The organism is Herbaspirillum sp. Sphag64 (assembly GCF_014192645.1).
In the GTDB taxonomy this organism is placed as follows: Bacteria; Pseudomonadota; Gammaproteobacteria; order Burkholderiales; family Burkholderiaceae_D; genus Herbaspirillum.
The window spans coordinates 540,161-562,457 of sequence record NZ_JACHYE010000001.1; the positions used below are offsets into that span (position 1 = coordinate 540,161).

The 22,297-nt window shown below is 56.0% G+C and carries 11 protein-coding genes; 5 read left to right on the forward strand and 6 right to left on the reverse strand.

The window, feature by feature from the left end; translation table 11 throughout:
* The first annotated feature begins 273 nt into the window (after window positions 1-273).
* Both FHW66_RS02410 and FHW66_RS02415 read left to right on the forward strand, forming a co-directional pair.
* Entirely contained in the window at window positions 274-2,064 is a 1,791-nt protein-coding gene (locus FHW66_RS02410; protein ID WP_183378101.1) for an autotransporter assembly complex family protein, read from the forward strand.
* Between the two features lie 11 nt (window positions 2,065-2,075).
* Window positions 2,076-6,041, forward strand: coding sequence for a translocation/assembly module TamB domain-containing protein (locus FHW66_RS02415; RefSeq protein WP_183378102.1), 3,966 nt, complete (start codon window positions 2,076-2,078; stop codon window positions 6,039-6,041).
* Between the two features lie 7 nt (window positions 6,042-6,048).
* Here the strand turns inward: FHW66_RS02415 and FHW66_RS02420 are convergent, their stop codons facing one another.
* A complete protein-coding gene (locus FHW66_RS02420; protein WP_183378103.1) occupies window positions 6,049-7,476 on the reverse strand; it encodes an MFS transporter in 1,428 nt (475 codons plus the stop codon).
* A gap of 215 nt (window positions 7,477-7,691) precedes the next feature.
* Between FHW66_RS02420 and pabB the strand changes: the two genes are divergently transcribed.
* Window positions 7,692-9,545 carry an aminodeoxychorismate synthase component I gene (gene pabB, locus FHW66_RS02425; RefSeq protein ID WP_183378104.1) on the forward strand — a complete coding sequence of 618 codons (1,854 nt, stop codon included), beginning with the start codon at window positions 7,692-7,694 and terminating at the stop codon, window positions 9,543-9,545.
* On the opposite strand, the gene FHW66_RS02430 is transcribed toward pabB, so the two are convergent.
* From FHW66_RS02430 to FHW66_RS02450, 5 genes are all read right to left on the reverse strand, one after another.
* The gene (locus tag FHW66_RS02430) at window positions 9,542-11,047 is read right to left on the reverse strand and encodes an efflux transporter outer membrane subunit (protein ID WP_255458777.1); all 1,506 of its coding nucleotides are present in this window, start codon (window positions 11,045-11,047) and stop codon (window positions 9,542-9,544) included. The two genes, pabB and FHW66_RS02430, sit on opposite strands and share 4 nt — an antisense overlap.
* 72 nt (window positions 11,048-11,119) lie before the next feature.
* Window positions 11,120-14,344 (reverse strand): efflux RND transporter permease subunit, encoded by a 3,225-nt coding sequence (locus FHW66_RS02435; RefSeq protein WP_183378105.1) that lies wholly within the window; start codon window positions 14,342-14,344, stop codon window positions 11,120-11,122.
* A 12-nt stretch (window positions 14,345-14,356) separates the two neighbouring features.
* Window positions 14,357-17,518, reverse strand: a complete 3,162-nt coding sequence (locus tag FHW66_RS02440; protein WP_183378106.1) for an MdtB/MuxB family multidrug efflux RND transporter permease subunit — start codon at window positions 17,516-17,518, stop codon at window positions 14,357-14,359.
* Window positions 17,519-17,527: 9 nt separating this feature from the next.
* The gene (locus FHW66_RS02445) at window positions 17,528-19,099 is read right to left on the reverse strand and encodes an MdtA/MuxA family multidrug efflux RND transporter periplasmic adaptor subunit (RefSeq protein WP_183378107.1); all 1,572 of its coding nucleotides are present in this window, start codon (window positions 19,097-19,099) and stop codon (window positions 17,528-17,530) included.
* Between the two features lie 268 nt (window positions 19,100-19,367).
* Entirely contained in the window at window positions 19,368-19,898 is a 531-nt protein-coding gene (locus FHW66_RS02450) for a Spy/CpxP family protein refolding chaperone (protein ID WP_183378108.1), read from the reverse strand.
* A 208-nt stretch (window positions 19,899-20,106) separates the two neighbouring features.
* Here FHW66_RS02450 and FHW66_RS02455 point away from each other — a divergent pair, with 208 nt between their 5' ends.
* Both FHW66_RS02455 and FHW66_RS02460 read left to right on the forward strand, forming a co-directional pair.
* Entirely contained in the window at window positions 20,107-20,835 is a 729-nt protein-coding gene (locus tag FHW66_RS02455; RefSeq protein ID WP_221196889.1) for a response regulator, read from the forward strand.
* Window positions 20,832-22,268, forward strand: coding sequence for an ATP-binding protein (locus FHW66_RS02460; RefSeq protein ID WP_183378110.1), 1,437 nt, complete (start codon window positions 20,832-20,834; stop codon window positions 22,266-22,268). Before FHW66_RS02455 ends, FHW66_RS02460 begins: the two co-directional genes overlap by 4 nt.
* Window positions 22,269-22,297 lie beyond the last annotated feature (29 nt).

The window sequence follows — 22,297 nt, forward strand, 5'->3', positions numbered from 1 at the left end:
TTTGAAACGACCAAAGATTCACGAGAGTACGCACGATACCTAGAAATGCATTGGCAAAGCTATAGGACTAGTTCTAATAAGAATGGAATATAGTTCTTCAAAAATATCGAAAATAAACCAACTATCGGACTAGGGCATGTCAGTGTCCGTACCAGGACTGCTATTTTCAGTGCCTTGTCCGATGTCATGCTCACCACCAAACTGTTGCCAATGCCCTGCTATGCTTGGTGCGCGCTGGTTGGTACGTTTTGAATTCTCTTTGGTTTTTCCTCCATGAAATGGACCCGCAGATTTGCAACTCTTCTTTTGTCATGCGCCTTCGGTTCGGCGCACGCAGCCTATCAGGTCGAGGTTGAGGCCGACGCCGGGCTGCAGAAACTGTTGACGACTCACCTTGATCTGGTGCGCTATCAGAGCCGCACCGATATCAACGAGGAACAGTTTCAGTTCATGCTCGCCACACTGAGCGAGCAGGTTCGTGCCCTGTCGTCGACTGCGGGTTATTTTTCGCCAGTGACCTCCGTGAACGTGATTCGAGCAGACAACAAGCACAGTGACAATGGTGCCAATAAGACTGCGCTGACCAAAGTGATGGTCCATGTCGAGGCGGGACCGCAGACAAAGATTGCAGCGGTCGATATCCAGGTCGAGGGCAATGCGGCCCAGCAAGATGCCGCGCGAGTAGCACAGATTCAGCAGCAATGGGGTCTGCCGGTCGGCGCACCGTTTGAACAGGAGGCCTGGGATAAGGCCAAAAATCAGGGACTCGATACACTGCAGCGGCATCAATATGCGGCTGCACGTATTGCCGGTTCGCAGGCAGCGATCGATCCGGATCAGCAGGAAGCTGACCTGTCGGTGCACTATGACAGCGGCCCTGCCTTTACATTGGGTCCACTGGTGGTTACCGGTGCCCGTCGCTATCCCGTGCAGATTATCGAGAACGTGAATCCATTGCGGATCGGCGAAGACTATGACGTCAATCGTCTGCTGACGCTGCAGCGACAAATTCAGAATACCCCCTACTTCAGCAATGTCATTGTTGGTATCGACAACGATCCTGAACACGCCGAGATGGCACCGGTAAAGGTACAAGTCACTGAATTTCAGACCCAGCGTGTCCGGTTTGGGATTGGTTACTCAACCGATACCGGCGCTCAGGTCGAAACCCGCTATAGCCACTACAACGTCTTCGGCAGTGCCTGGGTATTCGACAGCCAGTTACAGATTGAGCAGGAACGCAAGTACGGTCTGCTCAGTCTGTCCATGCCACCGGATGATAAAAATTTTGTCAACAGCGTCACGGCATCTCTTGAGCACACAACCTCCGAAGGCATCGATCTGCGCAGTCTGCAGACGGGTATCAAGCGTACCCGAAATGGCGAGCTGTATGACACCACCTATTCGCTGATTTACTACCGGGACGCACTGGAGCAGGCCAGCGGTGCGGCGCTGCCGAGCAACACGGTGGTCACGCCGGGCAAGCATCAGGCGTTGGTACCGGGCTTCGCCTGGGCGCGGCGCAATGTGGATGATCCGATCTTTCCGCGCTCTGGGAATTTGTTTACGGTCGAGACCGGTTTTGCCGTTCAGGGAATGATCACCGACCAGACTTTTAGCCGTGCCTATCTACGCTTCAAGCAATTTTTCCCGGTAGGACAACGTGATGTGATCATCTTCCGTAGCGAGCTTGGTGCAGTGTTCACGAATGGCAGCGCATCACAGGTACCGGCCTCACTGCTGTTTCGCGCGGGTGGCAATGAATCAGTGCGCGGCTATGGCTACGACAGTATCGGTAACAGCCAGAATGGCACCGTCTTTCCGACCAAATATCTGGTCACAGCCAGCGGCGAGTATCAGCACTGGATCAATCCAAGCTGGGGTGGTGCGGTATTTTATGATGTGGGTACCGCCGCTGACAGCTGGTCGAATCGATCGCTTTATACGGGTATCGGCCCCGGCCTGCGTTGGCGTAGTCCAGTCGGTTCGCTCAACTTCGATATCGGCTATGGCGTGCAACGGCACCAATTTCGCCCGCATCTATCTCTTGGCATCGCTTTCTAGACGGTCGCGGCATGACTTCATCCTCAGAAACTTGCACACCTGAACAACCAGCACGCAGTTGGCGACGACTGCGCCGGTATACGTTGCAGTTGCTGGCGCTGGTACTCACACTTGTGCTGGCAACCAGTGCCCTACTGGCGTGGTTCACGGTCACCGATAGCGGCAGTCAACAAGCCTGGCGCATCGCGGTCTGGGCGCTTCGAGGCAAGCTGGCGGGTGACTATGTGGGCGGTAATCTAGCACAAGGTCTGCAGCTGCGTCAATTGCGCTATCACGATGGCGCACTGCAGGTTGATATCGACAAGGTAGATGCACGCTGGCAGCTGTCACTGCGTACGCGCACGTTCTCGGTGCGCGCTCTGCATCTGGGCAATCTCAATATCAGGCTGCCCGCTGCGAGCGAGTCTCCGACGGTGTTACCTGATAGCTTACGCCTGCCGCTGGCACTGAATCTGAAGGATTTAGGCTGGCAACACTTCCGCCTGGAACAGGATGGAAGTGTCACATCGCTGGGCGTACTGCGCGCACATGGCAGTTCGGATGGCACCCAGCACACGCTGACGGTGGGACAACTTGATACCGGTTTTGGCCTGGCCAGCGGCACCATCAAGCTCAATGGCACAGCACCGTTTGCCACTTCCGGTACAGTGCTGCTGACCAATTTGCAGGGTGATCCAGCACAGACTGCCCTGCCTGAAAAATTCCAGCTGGCTGCACAATTATCGGGCTCGCTTCAACAACTGGGAATTGCCATCAACGCCAGCGGTGACAAGCTACAAGGTAGTGCGACCTTGCTTGCCACACCGTTCGCAGCGATTCCCCTGCAACAAGCTGAGATTGCGCTACAGCATATCAATCCGCAGGCCTTCCATCCGGATGCTCCGGTAGCTGATTTAAATGTGGCGGTGCAGCTGCATCCTGTTGAAAAAGTGACACCACTGCACCTAGCAGGCGGCATTGCCGTGACTAATGCCAGTCCTGGCAGACTCGACCAGCAACGCTTGCCGGTGCGTGCGTTGCGTGCCAATGTGCAACTGGAGTTGGCACGGCAAGAAATCAATGATTTGCAGATCACCTTGCTGGAGCGCGCGGTACTGAGCGGCAGCGGTCATTTCGTCACGGAGACCCGTAAAGGAGCGCTGAACCTGCAGGTCAGCGAGTTGGATCTGCATGCGCTGTACCAACAATTGCAACCGACTCAGCTACGCGGGCCACTGGCAGTCACTGTGGAAGGACAACAGGTCGGCGTCGATTTGCAGCTAAAAGATAACCGCTATGCAGTGACACTCAAAGGTGCGGTGACGCCCGAGCTGGTGACATTGAACACGCTCAACCTCGCTGCGTCGGGAGCCAAGCTCACACTGACAGGCACCATCGGCACCGCAAACGCCATGGATACCCGACTCACAGGTGAACTACGCAACCTCGACCCTTCGGCATGGATACGCAACCCGGCTGCGGCGGCACGAATCAATATGCAATTCACTGCAAGCGGCATGCTGGCACCACAGGTTCAGGGCAAGCTCAGCTTCCAGATGCGTAATAGCACTTACCAGGCCTTGCCCATGAGTGGCAGCGGCACACTGGCACTCATGGGTACAACTCTGCTACCTAGCCAGGTGGATCTTCAGATCGCCGGCAACCATCTGCAATTGCAAGGTGCGTTTGGGGCGCCAGCTGACCGGCTCAATATCCATCTCGATGCACCTCTGCTGGCGCAACTCGGTATAGGAGTGGGCGGCGCAGTGAAGTTTGATGGCCAGTTATCAGGCAGCATGCAGCGTCCCGGACTGCAAGCCAATTTCAACGCCTCCGGTTTGACCTGGGGACCACATCGTGTCGCCAGGCTGAGTGGTCAGACCACGATACAAAGTAATCTGGATAGTGGTCTGACGGCCGCCGATAACAAGCTAGCGTTCAGTCTTGAGGGCGAGAATTATCGTGGTCCGGATACCGAGATCAAGCAGCTCAAGGCTATCTTGAGTGGCACTTATGGTGCGCACCAGTTCAGCCTTCAGGCCGATGGCAAGCTGCATGGACAAACGCTGGCTCTGGCATTTGACGCGCACGGCAAGCTGGCGCAAGAGCGGCTGGGTCTGGCATGGAGCGGCATGATCGACAAGCTGGTCAACCGCGGTTCGCCAGCACTGGCACTGGCAGCACCGATGCCACTGAGCATCGCTCCGGATACGCTCATCGCCGGGCCGGCACGGGTCACGATGGACAGCACGCTCATTACCCTCAATAGCTTACGTTATCAACAAGGCCGCCTGCAATCAGAAGGCAGTGCAAATCATATTGATGTCGGCCGAATCCTGACCTTGGCGCAGCAGTTGACTGGAACTTCGCTATCACTCCGAAGCGATCTGATCCTCGACAGCAAGTGGGATTTTGCGCTGGCAGAGAATACTCGTGGCTTTATTGATCTGGAACGCCGTAGTGGCGATTTGTGGCTTGACAATGGTAGCAACAGCACCCGCATTACTGGTAACGGTGACGCTAATGCAGCGGTCACACTGGGTCTGTCCAGGCTTAGCCTGCGGCTGGATCTGGCAGGACCAGAAGCTCGTTTGCAAGGGCAGGTTCAGGCAAGCCGGATCGGTGCAATTGATCTCAGCGGCACGATAGGATTGCTACATCAGAATGGCGTTCTCATGCCAGCGGCTGCCTCTGCACTCTCCCTGAACGCCGTGCTGAGAGTGCCGCAACTCAGGGCTATTGGCGCCATGCTGGGTCCACAATATGGTCTGGAGGGTAACGTGACAGTCCAGTTAGGTGCACGGGGCAGTCTCGGCGTGCCACGACTGTCTGGCACGATTGAAGGCAACCAGCTGGCCCTCATCCTGTTTGATGAAGGGATTCAGCTCAAGGATGGCATCGTCCGGATCAGTATGGATGACGATATCATCGACCTGCGCCGGATTGAATTCCACGGTAGCAGCGGCACGCTCACAGCCAATGGCAAGGTCCGACTAGGAGCAGATGATCCGGATCTTCAGGCCAATATCGTGGCAGATCGTCTGCAACTGCTGGCTAGTCCGGATCGTCAGTTGATGTTATCGGGCCAGGCCCGCGTCGCCAATGTCAATGAACAGCTGCGCATTGATGGCAAATTTGTCGTTGACAAAGCCTTGTTCGACCTGCCCAAGAGCAGTGCCCCAAAACTCAGTGACGATGTCGTCATCGTGCGCCGGGATAACAATAGACGCGGGGCGAATTCAGGACCGAGAAGCGACAAATCACTCACGGCTGTGGGTGAAAAGCGGGCTGGCAATTTAGTGCCCTTCATCACGATTCAGGTCGATCTCGGGAACAATTTCCATTTCAGCGGGAGTGGTGCCAACCTGCGTTTGAGCGGCGACATGACGATCCACAGTGAGCCCAAGAAGGCACTCAGCGCCACCGGCACCATCCATGTCGCGGAAGGTACGTATGAGGCGTTCGGTACCAAACTCAACATTGAGCGCGGGATCATCAACTTCCAGGGGCCGCTGAGCAATCCAAATCTGAATATCCTCGCCATGCGTCGCAATCAGGATGTAGAGGCTGGCGTAGAAGTGACAGGTCTGGTGTCACAGCCACGCATCAGGCTGGTATCGGAGCCGAACGTAGCCGATGATGAAAAACTGTCATGGTTAATGTTTGGCAACAGTAGTGACAGTTCCGGGCTCGGGCAACGCAGCGCCAGCAGCCAGGCGCTGGCGCTGCTTGGTAACTATGGCGGAAAAAAGATTGCTCAAGGTATCGGGATTGACAATTTATCCATCGGCACCAGTGAGTCGGGACTGGGTAACGATCAAGTCGTCAGTTTAGGCAAGGCTATTACAGACAGATTATCTGTAGGCTATGAACAGAGCCTCACCGGTGCGGCCAGCATTGCCAAATTGACCTGGCAACTCTCAAAGCGCTGGTCGGCGGTCGTACGTACTGGCACCATCAATGGCATCAACTTCGTCTATAACCTGCGTTTTGATTAAGCCGCGATCAGCCGGCTGAATTAGCTTTGGTCACACCGTTTGCTGGTACTTTGCGCCCTGCCAGCTCAGCCCCGGCGTTGGCGGGTAACTGCCGCAGTAGCGGGATGGAACAGGCAGCCGCCAGAGCGACGGTCAGAAACGCCGGCCAGAAGTCCTGTGCTACCAGCGTGCTATGCCCCTGCCAGTGCTGTGAAGTCTGCAACGCATAGCCACCCAGCACGACGCCCATGCCGACCGATAATTGTTGGGCAACACTGGCAATACTGGTGGCCTGGCTAAGCCGGTGGTTATCGACATCGGCATAGGAAATGGCATTGAGGCTGGTAAATTGCAGTGAGCGGAAGCAGCCGCCAATGAGCAAGACCAGTAGCATGACGATGTAATGTGTACTCTGGGTGAAGCTGCCAATGGCAGCCAGCGACAGCACGCCACAGGTGCCATTGATAATCATCACCCGACGAAAACCATAGCGTTTGAGGACCTTGGCGGCGATGGTCTTCATGAACATCGCGCCGGCCGCTGAAGCGCAGGTCAGTAAGCCGGAGTGGAAGGCATTGAAGCCAAAACCTAGCTGCAGCATCAACGGTAGCAGGAACGGAATAGCGCCGATACCGAAACGAAATAACGAACCGCCAAATACACCGGCCTGCAAGGTCTGGATACGCAGCAGACTGAGATCAATCAGCGGATACGCGACACGTCGTGCATGCCAGACATAGATAGCCAGTGACATGGTGCCCAATATAATACACGCCAGTGAAATGTCGCCACTGACCAGATGACGCCCCGCTGTTGCCAGGCCCATCATGACCAGAGAACAGCCCAAAGCAGACAGGATAAAGCCAAGCCAGTCCAGTGGCGCAGTCTGTGGCTCGCGGGTATTGGCGATGAAACGCGTGGCCAGATACAGGCCCAGAATGCTCATCGGGATATTGATGAAGAAAATCCAGCGCCAGTGAAAATAGGTCGTGATAAAACCACCCAGTGGCGGTCCCAATACCGGCCCCAGCATGGCGGGCATGGTCAGATAGCTGAGTGCCTTGACGATATTGGCCTTGTCGACGCTGCGCAAGATGACCAGCCGTCCGACCGGCACCATCATGGCACCGCCAACGCCCTGAAAGAAACGTGCTGCGACAAATTCAGGCAGGGACTGTGACACGCCACAGAGGATCGACCCCAGCATGAATACGCAAATCGCCGCCCGAAAAATGGTCAACGCGCCAAAGCGGTCTGCCATCCAGCCACTGATCGGAATGAACACGGCCAGACTGACCAGATACGAGGTCAACGCCAGTTTGAGCGAAATCGGATCAACCCCCATATCGACCGCAAGGACCGGTAATGAAGTTGAGATCACCGTGGAGTCCATCTGCTCCATGAACAGGGCGCAGGCGACAATGAGCGGAATGACGAGGGTGCGGGGCAAAGACATCGGGTGGAATCTGATGAAAATCAAGAAAAATGGGAACAGACTGCACTTGCGTCAGCGCTCTGGTACGGACTACCTCCAACGCTGGCCATAGAATCCAGAAAGTATACCGTTTAAGCTATCATGCTGCCGGTCTGCCTGGTGCCAAGATAGGCTCAAGCCGCTATTACTGTTGCGCCAAGGCACGTACCCACTTTCTGTTTCTGGATGCCCCTGCCATGTTGCCCTCCTGTTTCGCCTTACTTGACGACAACAGCATCAATGATGCTGGTGCGCGCCTGCCACGCTCGCGCCTGTACACCGATTACCAACGTACGCTGTGTTGCGCCGAAGGCAGCACTTTCCCGGACTTGCTGGCACAGATGCAAGACGCATTGCAACAGGGCTTGTACGCCGTTGTCCTGCTGAGTTATGAGCTAGGTGCAGCTCAGCAGCAGATCGCAGACTGGCCAGCCTCGGCAGACGTGGCGGCAGCAACACCGCTGGCTGAAATCCTGTTATTCGGTCAATGCAAACTACTGAACGCCGATGACACCGCCGACTGGCTGGCCCGACAGGATGCCGGGTCAGACCATGCTGCGGGCATTGCGCACGTGCGACCAGATATTGACGAATCACGTTTTACGGCCGATATCGCCCGCATTCGTGCCTACATCGCCGCAGGTGATACCTATCAGGTCAATTACACCTACCGCTTGCATTTCGATACGTACGGCGAACCACTTCATCTTTACCGACAACTGCGCGCACGCCAGCCAGTCCCTTACGGTGCGTTGATCGCCCTGCCAGATGGTCGGGCAATATTGTCGCTATCACCAGAATTATTTGTACGCTGCGTGGACGGTGAGCTGACCGCGCAACCGATGAAGGGCACTGCGCCAGCGGTCGCTGGTGATGAAGCAGAAAACCAGCGCCGCGCCATCCAGTTAACCCAGGACGAAAAAAATCGTGCCGAGAATCTGATGATTGTCGATCTGCTACGCAATGATCTGGGCCGGGTCGCCGTGAATGGTTCGGTCACCGTGCCGGATCTGTTCAAGGTGACGCGTTTCGGACAGGTGTTGCAAATGACGTCAACCATCACGGCCCAATTGCGCACCGATGCGACACTGACTGAGATCATGGCGGCACTGTATCCCTGTGGTTCGATTACCGGTGCGCCCAAGCATCGCACCATGCAGATCATCAGAGAGCTGGAGTTGGCACCACGCGGCATTTACACCGGTGCTATCGGCTGGTTTGAAACACCGGTCGAGGGACGTCAGGTCGGCGATTTCTGTTTATCGGTGCCGATTCGCACGCTGGCGCTGGCGCCGCCACAAGGTGGGGTACGTCACGGCCAGATGGGTGTGGGCGCAGGGATTACCTACGATAGTAATGCTGCCGATGAATTTGCGGAATGCCGCCTGAAAGCCCGTTTTCTGACCGGTCTGCCGCGTCAGTTCACGCTATTCGAAACAATCTATGCGACCCACGAAGAGGGCTGTCGTTACCTGGACTTACATCTGCAGCGCTTACAGGCATCAGCCGCTTACTTCGATTTTTCCTGGGATACATCAGCAATTCGGCAGGCGTTAGCAGCGCATTGCCGTCAATTGCCAGCGGCACAAGCCCATCGGCTGCGTCTGGAGTTGTCGCATGACGGCAAGATCAAACTTCAGAGCGGTGAACTCAAAGCCTTGCCTGCCATCGTAAAAGTATTTATCGCTGCACACCGCAGCGACAGCCATGATCTGTTCCTGCGTCACAAGAGCTCGGTACGTGAGCACTATGATCAGGCATGGAAAGAGGCAGAACAACGTGGTGGTTTTGACATGCTGTTTTTCAACGAACATGATCAGCTCACAGAAGGCGGCCGTAGCAATGTGTTCGTTGAACTCGATGGTCGCTGGTTCACCCCGCCACTGAGCGCGGGTGCTCTACCCGGCGTGATGCGTTCAGTGCTATTGCAAGATGCGCAACTGAACGCAACCGAGCGGCAGATCAGCCGCGCCGAGTTGCTGCGGGCGACACGACTGATTGTCTGTAACACCCTGCGCGGAGCCGTCAATGCCGAGCTGGTCAACTCCTAGCGTGTTTGCTTTTGTTGTTCAGCCTGATTTGCCAGTTGCTGCAGATCGGCGATATTTTGCTCACTCCAGCCACCACCCAAAGCCGAAATCAGCAGCACGCTGGCGGCCATGCGACGATTCAGGATCGACAGCGAGGTGATTTCGCTGTTCAGTGCCGTCGCCTGTGCGGTAATCACATTGGCGTAACTGACGGTACCGGCCTTGTATTGATTGAGCACCAGCGACAGTGCCTTGCGCGCGGACAGCAAGGCTTCATGCTGAACCACCGATTCCTGCTCCAGAATACGCAGCGCCGCCAGGTTGTCTTCAACTGCCTGGAAAGCCGTCAACACGGTTTGTTTATAGGTGGCGGCCGTCAGATCGTAGTTGGCTAATGCTTGTTTGGTGACAGCAGTCAGCGCACCACCATCAAACAGCGTCTGGCTCAGTGAAGGACCGAGCGACCAGACCCGGTTGGGCAGATTGAACAGGTTGGCGATACCGCTGGTGCTCTGGTAACCGCCAGACGCCGATAACGTCAACGACGGATAGTAAGCGGCCTTGGCTACACCGATCTGGGCATTGGCAGCCGCCACACGGCGCTCGGCGGCAGCGACATCGGGACGGCGCTCCAGCAGCATTGAAGGTATTGCAACTGGAATCGGAGGCGCCAGGGCTTCCAGTGGCGCTGGCTGAATCGAGAACTCAGATGGTATCTTGCCAACCAGCAGCGCAATCGCATGTTCCAGTTGCGCACGAGATACGCCGTTGTCGATAGCGGAGGCTTGCGCGGTCTTGAGTTGGGTATCCGCCTGGATCACATCAGATTGCGCCGCGACACCGACCGCGTATTGATTTTTGGTCAGATCCAGCGAGCGCTGATAGGCAATTACGGTCTCATTGAGTAATTTTTGCTGCGAATCGAGCACGCGTAGTTGCAGGTAATCCTGTGCCAATGCAGCCTGCGCGCTCAGGCGAGCGGCTGCCAGATCACCGGCAGTGGCCTGCGCAGTTGCCTCATTGGCTTCTACATTACGTCTGACACTACCCCAGATATCGAGCTCCCAGCTAGCAGTCAGGCCGGTTGAATAACTGTGCGTGACGCCGCCGGAAACGGTATCCGCATTGGTTTTGCCAGCATTGAGTGCGACTGTGGGATACAACGAAGCACGTGCACTTTGTACCAGCGCCATGGCCTTGCGAAAGCTGGCTTCCGATTCGGCCAGATTCTGGTTGGAGATATCGATCTGTTCGATCAAGGCATTGAGCTGAGAGTCGCTAAACATCTCCCACCACTTGCCGTTGATGGCCAGTTCACTTGGCTGCGCCGGTTTCCAGCCCTGCATTTCCTTGAAAGCCGTCGTGGCCGTTACAGGAACCGCAGCCGGACGCACATAGTCAGGTCCAACTGTGCAGGCCGCCAGTGCGATCACCAGCGGACTGAGCAACAATAGACGATGACGACGCAACACGGCGCTGGTGGTCGGCTTGGAAAAAGTCGACTTCATATTTGGCTTGATCATTTTCATTTCCCCGGAGCAGCCCGCAACGTAGATTATTGCCACCTGCCCTGCTCTTTCTACTGTCTGGTTCACTTAAGCGGTTGCGCCCAGATTATCCTGGGGCGTGCCGTTCCGTTTCAACATCCGCTTGCTCCACAAACGGAGACGCTCCATATACAAATACACAACCGGTGTGGTGTACAAGGTCAGAATCTGACTGACGATCAACCCACCCACAATCGAGATACCCAGTGGTTGCCGCAGTTCCGCACCATCGCCATGGCCCAGTGCCAGCGGCACCGCCCCCAGCAGTGCCGCCATGGTAGTCATCATGATCGGCCGGAAGCGCAGGCAGCAGGCTTCAAAAATCGCATCCCGTGGCGACAGCCCGCGTTGCCGCTCAGCCTGTAAGGCGAAGTCGATCATCATGATGGCATTCTTCTTGACGATACCGATCAGCAGAATCACACCAATCAGTGCAATCAAGCTGAAGTCGGTCCCAGTAGCTAGCAAGGCCAGCAAGGCACCGACACCGGCAGACGGTAGTGTGGAGATGATGGTGATGGGATGCACCATGCTCTCATAGAGCACGCCGAGCACGATATAGACGGCCAACAAGGCAGTCAGAATCAGCAATGGCTGATTGCCCATCGACGACTGGAAGGCGTTGGCCGTACCGGCAAAGCTGCCCTGCACTTCGGTCGGCACACCCAGACGCGCGAGGGTATCGTTGATCTTGTCGGTGGCTTGCGACAGCGATACGCCTTCAGCCAGATTGAAAGAGATCGTGGAGGCAATAAATTGCCCCTGATGATTGACGCTCAATGCGGTGTTGGTGGGCTGGAAGCTGGCAAAGGATCGCAACGGCACCTGGGTCGACGCGGCGGTGGATAAGGTCAATGCCAGCGACGAATTAGAACTCAGCGCACCGGAAGCCGTCACGGCCGGTGGCGTGCTCAAGGCCGAGGTGGTTGGCGACAGATTGGCGACACCATTTGCCAGACTCACATTGATAGTATTGAGTATCTCTGGACTTTGCCAATATTGTGGTGCAGCTTCCATCACCACGTGGTACTGGTTGATCCCGCTGTAGATCGTCGATACCTGACGCTGACCAAACAGATCGCTCAAACTGCTGTCGATCAGCGAAGGCGTAACGCCACTGCGAATTGCCGTTTCCCGGTCGATTGTCAGCGTAGTCTGCAAGCCCTTGTCCTGCTGGTCGGTCGTCACGTCTTCCAGTTCTGGCAGATTGGAAAATGCCAGACGGATCTTGGGTTCCCAGGTGCGCAGCAAATTGAGGTCATCCGACTGCAAAGTGAACTGATATTGTGCATCACTCTGGCGGCCCCCCACACGAATATCTTGCACCGCTTGCAAGAACAGGGTTGCGCCCGGCACATGGGCCAACTTGCCACGCAGACGCCCGATCACCTTGTCGGCAGAGATTTTGCGTTCGGACAGCGGCTTGAGTGCAATGAACATGCTACCAGCATTACGCGTGCCACCGCCCGTATACGCGGTGACGTTAGCGACAGCCGGATCCGCCTTGACGATCTCGACAAACTCATTGAGCTTGTCTCGCATGGCCTGAAACGAGATCGCCTGATCGCCGCGGATACCGCCAATCAGTCTCCCGGTATCCTGCTGCGGAAAAAATCCCTTGGGCACGATCACATACAGATAGACGTTGAGCGCAATGGTGGCCAACAGAATCAGCATCATCAGCGGCGAAAAACGCAAAGCCCAGGCCAGCGAGCGCTGATACACCCTGAGCATGGCATCAAACATCCCCTCAACCGCAGTGAAGAAACGTCCTGGCGACCGCTTTGGCTCAGGCTCATGACGCAGCAATGCAGCACACATCATCGGCGTGGTGGTCAGTGATACCAGCATCGAGACCAGAATGGCGACTGACAAGGTCACCGCAAATTCGCGAAACAGACGCCCTACCAGCCCGCCCATCATCAGAATCGGAATAAATACGGCAATCAGCGAAATGCTCATCGACAAAACCGTAAAGCCGACTTCACGCGCCCCTAGCAGCGCTGCCTTCACCGGCTTCATGCCCGACTCGATATGGCGAGAGATGTTTTCCAGAACAACGATGGCATCATCAACCACGAAGCCGGTCGCAATGGTGAGCGCCATCAGTGACAGATTATCGAGGCTATAACCGAGCAGATACATCACGCCAAAGGTACCGATCAGCGAGACTGGCACAGCCACACTGGGAATCAGCGTGGCGCGGCCATTGCGCAGGAAGAGGAAGACCACCATGATCACCAGCGCAATCGACATGAGCAGGGTCTTTTCGGTGTCCTTCAGCGAGGCGCGGATGGTCGGGGTACGATCCATCATGACCTGCAACTCGATCGATTGCGGAATCGACGCTTTCAACTGCGGCAACAAGGCATTGACGGCATCGACTGTCTCAATAATGTTGGCTCCCGGCTGACGGAACAAAATGACCAGAATCGAAGGCTTGCCATTGGCCGAGCCGGCATTACGCAGATCAGCCACCGAGTCACGTACCGTGGCAACATCACTGATGCGAATCGGCCTGCCGTTGCGGTAAGAGACAATCAGCGGCGCATAGTCAGCAGCTTTGCTGGCTTGGTCGTTGGCGTAGATTTGCCAGTTGCGGTCATCCTTTTCTAGCATCCCCTTGGGACGGTTGGCATTGGTCGCCGCCACAGCGGTGCGCACATCGGCAGAACCCAGACCGTATTTATTGAGCGCAGCCGGATTGAGCTCAATGCGCACGGCTGGCTGTGAACTGCCACCAACAGTGACCTGACCGATACCACCAACCTGCGCCAGCTTTTGCGCCAGAATACTGTCGGCAGCATCGTACATCTGTCCTTGCGTAAGGGTATCCGAGGTCAACGCCAGGATCATGATCGGCGCGTCGGCCGGATTGACCTTGCGATAGGTTGGATTGCTCGGCATCCCGGTGGGCAGCAAATCACGTGCCGCGTTCAAGGCGGCCTGCACATCGCGTGCGGCGCCATCGATATCGCGACTGAGATCAAATTGCAGGGTAATGCGGGTCGAGTTGAGCGAACTCGTCGAGGTCATTTCGGTGACACCGGCAATCGTGCCAAGACTACGCTCAAGCGGTGTTGCCACCGTGGCCGCCATGGTTTCGGGACTGGCACCTGGCAGCGAAGCCGACACCGAAATGGTCGGAAAATCAATCTGCGGCAACGGCGACACCGGCAACAAGCGGAACGCCACCACCCCTGCCAAGGCAATGCCAATGGTCAGGAGGGTCGTGGCGATGGGTCGCTCAATAAAGGGGCGCGAAATGTTCATGCGGGACACGCCTCAGAATGGCGATTGGGGTGGTACAGACGGATCAATCTGTGGCGCCTCATCGTGATCAGCATCACCCTGATCGTGGGTGTCTCTACCGTAACGTTGACGCAGACGCGTCGCCAAGCGGTCAAAGGCAAGATAAATCACCGGCGTGGTAAACAAGGTCAATACCTGTGATACCAGCAAGCCACCGACCATGGTAATACCCAGCGGCTGCCGCAATTCAGCACCGACACCGCTGCCCAGCATCAGTGGCAGTGCTCCCAGCAAGGCGGCCATGGTGGTCATCAGAATCGGTCGGAAACGCAACAGGCAGGCCTGATAAATTGCTTCACGCGGCGTCTTGCCCTGATGCCGCTCGGCTTCCAGCGCAAAGTCGATCATCATGATCGCATTCTTCTTGACGATACCAATGAGCAGAATAATGCCGATAATGCCGATGATGCCCAGATCGCTACCGGAAATCATCAATGACAGCAAGGCCCCCACCCCGGCCGATGGCAAGGTCGACAAAATTGTGATCGGATGGATGTAACTCTCATAGAGCACACCCAGGACGATGTACATCGTCACGATCGCGGCTAGAATCAGCCAGAGGGTATTTGACAGCGAGGCCTGGAATGCCAGCGCCGCGCCCTGAAAGTTGGTCGTGATACTGTCAGGCAGACCGATGTCCTTCTCTGCTGCGGAGATCGCCTTGACCGCTGCACCTAGCGAGGCACCCGGAGCCAGATTAAAGGAGATGGTGGTGGCCGGGAACTGGCTCAGATGGTTCACCACCAGCGGCGCAGTGCGCTCGGTGATGCGCGCGATACTAGCCAGCGGAATCTGCCCGCCGCTGGAGGTCACCAGGAAGACACTGTTGAGTGCTTCTGGCCCCTTCTGGTATTCCGGTTTAACCTCTTGCACCACGCGATACTGGTTGGACTGGGTGTAAATGGTTGAAATCAGACGCTGACCAAAGGCATTGTACAAAGCGTTGTCGATGGCCGCAGTGGTGATACCCAGACGGGCAGCAGCATCGCGATCAATCTCGACATAGGCTTGCAGCCCTTGATCCTGTGCGTTACTGGCAACGTCAGCCAGCTGTGGCTCCTGGCGCAGGCGCGCCAGGACTTTGGGAATCCAGGTGCTGAGTTCGTCCGCATTGGCCGCTTGCAGTGTGAACTGATATTGCGTGCGGCTGACGCTGTCTTCGATGGTCAGATCCTGCACTGGCTGCATGTAGAGCGTCATTCCTGGGACTTTGCGATTGAGCTCCGGCTGCAAACGGCGAATCACGTCGCTGGCACTGACATCGCGCTGCTCATGCGGTTTCAGGTTGATCAGCAAACGGCCGCTATTGAGCGTGGCATTGACGCCATCGACGCCGATGAAGGAGGATAGACTTTCCACTGCCGGATCTTCCAGTACTACCTTGGCCAGTTCCTGCTGCCGTTGTGCCATGGCGGCAAATGAAATGGTCTGCGGTGCTTCGGAAACACCCTGAATCACACCGGTATCCTGCACCGGGAAAAATCCCTTCGGTACAAATATATAGAGCAAGACTGTCAGCAACAGTGTGCCAATCGCGACCAGCAAGGTGCTCCGCTGGCGGTTCAACACCCACTCCAGCGCAACGCCGTAGCGCGCAATGATACGATCAAAGAAAGCGCCGCTCTGGTGATAGAACCAGCCCTGCTTTTCTTCCGGAATATGGCGCAATAGCCGGGCACACATCATCGGCGTGAGTGTCAGCGATACAACCGCAGAAATCAGGATCGCTACCGCCAGTGTGACCGCAAACTCGTGGAACAGACGACCGACCACATCGCCCATGAAGAGCAAAGGAATCAATACCGCAATGAGCGAAAAAGTCAGCGAAATGATAGTGAAGCCGATCTGCTGCGCGCCTTTGAGTGCTGCCGGTAAGGGAGCCATGCCTTCTTCGATATAACGCGAAATGTTTTCGATCATGACGATCGCATCATCCACCACAAAGCCGGTGGCAATGGTGAGCGCCATCAAGGTCAGATTATTGATCGAGAAGCCCGCCAGATACATGACACCGAAGGTACCGACCAGCGATAGTGGCACTGCCACACTCGGAATCACGGTCGCAGAAACATTGCGCAGGAAGATGAAGATCACCATCACGACCAGTGCGATCGAGAGCAGCAATTCAAACTTCACATCATTGACCGAGGCGCGGATGGTCGTGGTGCGATCAGTCAGGACCTTGACTTCAATTGCGCCTGGCAAACTGGCCTGCAAGGTCGGCAGAATCTTCTTGATGCTATCAACCACGGCGATCACGTTGGCACCAGGCTGGCGCTGAATATTGACGATCACGGCAGCGTCCTGATTGGCCCAGGCACCAAGCCGTACATTTTCTGCGCCATCAACGACATCGGCGATATCAGAAACCCGAATTGGTGCGCCATTCTTGTACGCAATGATCTGATTGCGATATTCGTCCGCTGACTTCAGCTGGTCATTGGCATCAATGGTAGAGGCCCGCGCAGGGCCGTCAAAACTACCCTTGGCCTGATTCACGTTGGCGTTCGTGATGGCAGTGCGCACATCATCCAGATTCAAGCCCAGCGCTGCTGCTGCACGTGGATTAAGCTGCATCCGCACCGCCGGACGCTGACCACCGGACAGGCTGACCAGGCCGACGCCGGAGAGCTGCGAAATCTTTTGTGCCAGACGGGTATCGATCAGGTCTTGCACCTTGGGCAATGGCAAGGTCTTGGACGTCACCGCCAGCGTCATGATCGGTGTATCCGCAGGGTTGACCTTGCTATAGATCGGCGGCATCGGCAAATCCGACGGCAGCAGATTGCTGCCGGCATTGATTGCGGCCTGCACTTCCTGCTCAGCGATATCCAGACTCAGATCAAGGTTGAATTGCAAGGTAATAACGGAGGCGCCACCGGAGCTGGTCGAGGCCATCTGGTTGAGCCCAGGCATCTGACCGAACTGCCGCTCCAGCGGTGCGGTCACTGACGATGTCATGACGTCGGGACTCGCACCGGGATAGAGTGTGACCACCTGTATGGTTGGATAATCGACTTCTGGCAGTGCCGACAGGGGCAATTGCTTGTAGGCGACAATACCGGCCAGAAGAATCGCCAGCATCAACAATGACGTGGCGACCGGCCGGAGAATAAACAGACGTGAGGGATTCATGCGACAGCCTTATTTTGCATTGGCGTTGCCAGCGTCACCACCGTCAGCGGCGCGCTGCTTGCGGCGCATCTCCATCATGCGTTGACGACGTTGATCTTCCGGCAATTTCTTGATTTCCTCGCCGAATTCACCGGCATCAATGCGCTTGTTGAGCTCGGCCCAACGCTTTTGACGCTGTTCAGGGCTTGCTTGCTGATCGCCCTGTGCCGCGCCATCGGCGGCTACTGCGGCTCCGGCAGAAGCAGCTCCTTGTGGGGCGGCAGCATCACCACCTTTGTGGCGGCGGCGTGGACCCGATTTTTCAGTCAGCTTCTTGGCTGGATCATCGGCTCCGCCGCGCAGGATTGGTTCTACCTTGGCGCCCTCGCGCAGACGGTCGATACCGTCTACGACAACGGTCTCGCCGACGGCAACACCATCATTAATCGAGGTGACATCACCCTCTGTCGGACCGGTCTTTATGACCCGCACGGTAACTGTGTTGTCTGGCTTGACGACATAGACAAACTGACCTTGTGAGCCGCGCTGGATTGCCGCAGTAGGAATCACAGTGGCACCGCTGAGGGTATCGAGCAGCATGCGGATGTTGACGAACTGGTTCGGAAACAGACCGTAATCCGCGTTAGGGAACTGTGCCTTCAGCTTGACGGTACCGGTGGAGGTATCGACCTGATTGTCGATCGTCAGGATCACCCCCTTATCGAGCTTGTTCTTCTGATCGCGGTCCCAGGCTTCAGCCGGCAGTTGTTTCCCCGCTTGCAGCTGCTTGTTGACTGCAGGAATATTATCTTCGGGAATCGTGAAGACGGCAGTGATCGGCTGTAACTGCGTAATGATCACAATGCCTGTGGTATCACTCGAATTGACGATATTGCCCAGATCGACCTGGCGCAGGCCGACCCGTCCCGTGACCGGTGCCGTCACGCGTGAATAAGTCAATTGCAGACGAGCACTGTCGAGATTGCCCTGATCATTCTTGACCGTACCTTCATATTGCTTGACCAGCGCCGCTTGGGTATCGACTTGCTGGCTAGCGATAGAATCCTGCGCCAGCAAGGTACGGTAACGCTTCAAATCAATCTTAGCCGCATCGAGCAAGGCGCGGTCGCGTTCAAGCTGCCCCTCAGCCTGCGTCACCGCGACTTGATAGGTGCGTGGATCGAGCTCAGCCAGTAAATCGCCCTGCTTGACCAGTTGCCCTTCCTTGAAGTGCAACTTCTTGAGCTCACCGTCGACGCGGGTACGCACGGTCGAGGTTGCAATCGGCGTGACGGTTCCAAGACCGGTCAGATAGATATTGACATCACTCTTCTTGGCGACCGCAACCCCCACGGGCGACACGCCTGGACCACCTGGGCCGCCCGGACCGCGCTTGCCACCGCCCCATTGTCCACCCGCTGCTGGCGTATCGTCACCGGCGGCCACACGTTTATGCGACCAGTAGGCATAACCACCTGCGGCCAGCGCAGCTACCAGGATCCAGAATCCCCAGCGCTGAAAAATACCCCGTTTTCCACTGGATTCACCAGAAGAAGGTCGCACGCTTGATGGATTTTTCTCAGGAGTTGGTGTGGTAGTCATCGCAGGTGATCAGAACAAAAAGTTGATTCGGGAAATAGTACGAAAATCAATGTGCATGATGTGAATGCACACTTGATCCGACAATACGTCGCTCGGCGGCTATTATGAGCTAGAAGCGCGACGTATTTGCAAACAGATTGTGACGCAATTGCCGGCACGCTGCAGGCGGCTGAATGGGTAGCGAAACAGCGCCCAGAGAGCCATCCAGACAAAAAGCGAAAGGCCTTGCACAACAGGCATGGGCAAGGCCTTTCGCTCGATTTTTTACTTATTTGCCAGCAGCATCGTCTTTGCCTTGATCGTGCCATGGGCCAGGGCGATGTTGATGCATACGACGTTGTTCCATCTTGCGGAACTCTTCGTCAAAGACCTTTTGTTGATCCGCTGTCAGTACTGCATAAAATTCCTTGGTGGCAGTGATACGTTGCGCATGTGCTTCTTGCCAGTGCTTCATGTGCTCCTGTTGACGATCCAGCAACTCTGGTGCGGTCAACTTGCTCCATTCGTCCTTGCTCAAATGCTTGGGCGGCTCTGGTGGGCGCTGTGGCGTCGTCTTGGTGATAAATGTTTTCCAGGCATCCTCCTGGGCCGCAGTAATCTTCAGCTTGTCGTGCAGCTTGGCTTCGCGCTTGGCGCGCCATTGCTCCATCTTGGCGATTTGTTCAGGCGTCGGTGCGTGATGTGCGTCTGGACCAGGCCCAGGTCCTGGTGGCGGCATTTGCGCAAAAGATGACATCGAGGTCAATGCCACACCTGTCGCAAACAAACCTGTGATCAGACTCTTCTTGAGATTCAACATGATGGTTCCTTTCTGGATAGACGTGCTATCTGCACGGAAACCATTAAACCGTTTGGGTGTATCAGCGGTTTGTCCCGCGTTGCACGATTTGTATCGTTTTGTATATGCCAATGCCCAATTTGTTTCGCTCTATCTCCACACGGCTGCCTGAAAAGCCAATATACAATTTCCCCTCACATAGACTTCCCGACTTGTCATAATGGCTGCCATGGACACACTTTCTAACATTTTGGTCGTCGATGACGACCGTGAAATCCGATCCCTACTGGCAGATTATCTGGACGGGAACGGATTCCGCACATTTACCGCCACCAATGGTCTGGACATGCGCAAGGTGATGATCGAAACGCGTATCGACCTGATCGTGCTGGATCTGACCTTGCCAGGCGAGGATGGGCTGACACTTTGCCGCAATCTGCGTGCACAATCAAATGTTCCGGTGATCATGCTGACTGCGCGCGGCGATCCGCTGGACCGCATTCTTGGGCTGGAAATGGGGGCTGACGACTACCTGGCCAAACCGTTTGAACCGCGTGAGCTATTTGCCAGAATTCGCAGTGTATTGCGCCGCACTCAGGCGCTGCCGCCCAATATGGCAAATACCGAGGCACGTGCGATGCATTTCTCTGGTTGGACGCTGGATCTGGGCGCGCGCCACCTACTGAGCAAGGATGGCGTCGTCGTGGCGCTGTCCGGTGCAGAATTCCGCATGCTGAAAGTCTTTCTGGAACATCCAAATCGGATTCTCAATCGCGACCAGTTGCTGGAACTGACACAGGGCCGCGAAGCGGATCCTTTTGACCGTTCTGTCGATATCCAGATTAGCCGCCTGCGTCAAAAATTGGGCGATGACGCCCGTACACCTACCATCATCAAAACCATTCGCAATGAAGGTTATGTGCTGGCAACGACAGTCACTACGGATACTGCGGCATGAAGAATGCGTTCGGCTCGATCGCCAACCGTGTATTTCTGATGTTACTGACAGGAATCATTGTGGCGACCGTCATTACGACATGGCTCAGCTTCAATGAGCGGCGTAGCTCGATACGTGAGCTACGACTGCAGCATATTGCTGAACGGGTAGAGCAAGTCGTGCAGGCACTCGACAAAATCGATCCCGCAACCCGAGAAGTGGTGTTACGGGCTGCCGGTAATTTTGGTTACGAAGCATCTTTCGTCAACAGTATCAGCGATACGGCGGACAATAATTCGAGCCCAATGGTCGATATGCTCAAAGCGCAGTTAGGCGATGATCGTGTCATTGTCGTACAGCGCGAGACCGATTGCGCGCCACGCCGAGGACCTCCAGGCGACATACAGCCAGGTTTTCCACCTCCACCATCCCCCCCTAAGACAGGTCAGCCTGGACCGGCAGATGGTCTCGACTTTCAGCGTCATGAAACCTGCCGGGTCATCTATGTGAGTCTGCAGGACAAAGCTCTGCTGCGTTTACGTTTGCATTTGCCGGGCGAACCACCGGTCCTGCGCGGTCGCTCCCCGGGACCTCTGCCTTATGGTGGCGCCTATATTTTGTTGTATCTGGTCTTAATTGCGTTACTGGCTTACGTTGTCGCAAAAATGACTACGCGTCCAATCAAGCAACTGGCTAGCGCCGCGACCGAACTGGGGCGAGATCTCGATCATCCGCCGTTACCTGAAAAAGGACCGACTGAAATCCGGCAGGCAGCACATGCTTTCAATGCCATGCAGGCGAGAATTCGCAGACAGATTCAGCATCGCACCCATATGCTCGCAGCGATTACCCATGATCTGCAAACGCCACTGACTCGTTTGCGCCTGCGCCTCGAAAAGGTCAGCGATCCAGAACTGCGACAGAAACTGGTGGACGATCTGGCTGTCATGCAGGGCATGGTGCGCGAAGGTCTGGATCTGGCGCGCAGCATGGATTCGACTGAGCCGATGCAACGCTTGGATATCGACTCACTTCTTGATAGTGTGTGTGCCGATGCAAGCGATGCCGGGCAGGATGTCTCGCTGCAAGGCAATGCCCGCACTTCAATTCTGGCACAGCCAAATGCCTTGCGACGTTGCCTGACAAATCTGCTGGACAATGCGGTCAAGTATGGTCAGCGCGCGCGCGTAAGCATCGCCGCTGAGTCAGAGACGCCGGAGTCTCTGTGCATACGGATTCATGACGATGGTCCGGGTATCGCGGAGAACCAGCTTGAGGCAGTTTTCGAGCCGTTCTACCGACTGGAAACCTCACGCTCGCGCGACACCGGCGGTACCGGACTCGGCCTGACCATCGCCCGTAACATTGCCGAAAACCATGGTGCCCAGCTGCGGCTGCGCAACCATCCCGATGGTGGGCTGGAAGTCATCTTGGTGCTACCGTTGCCGCTCTGAGGTAAGCGGCGCGGTCGGCATCAAGTGGA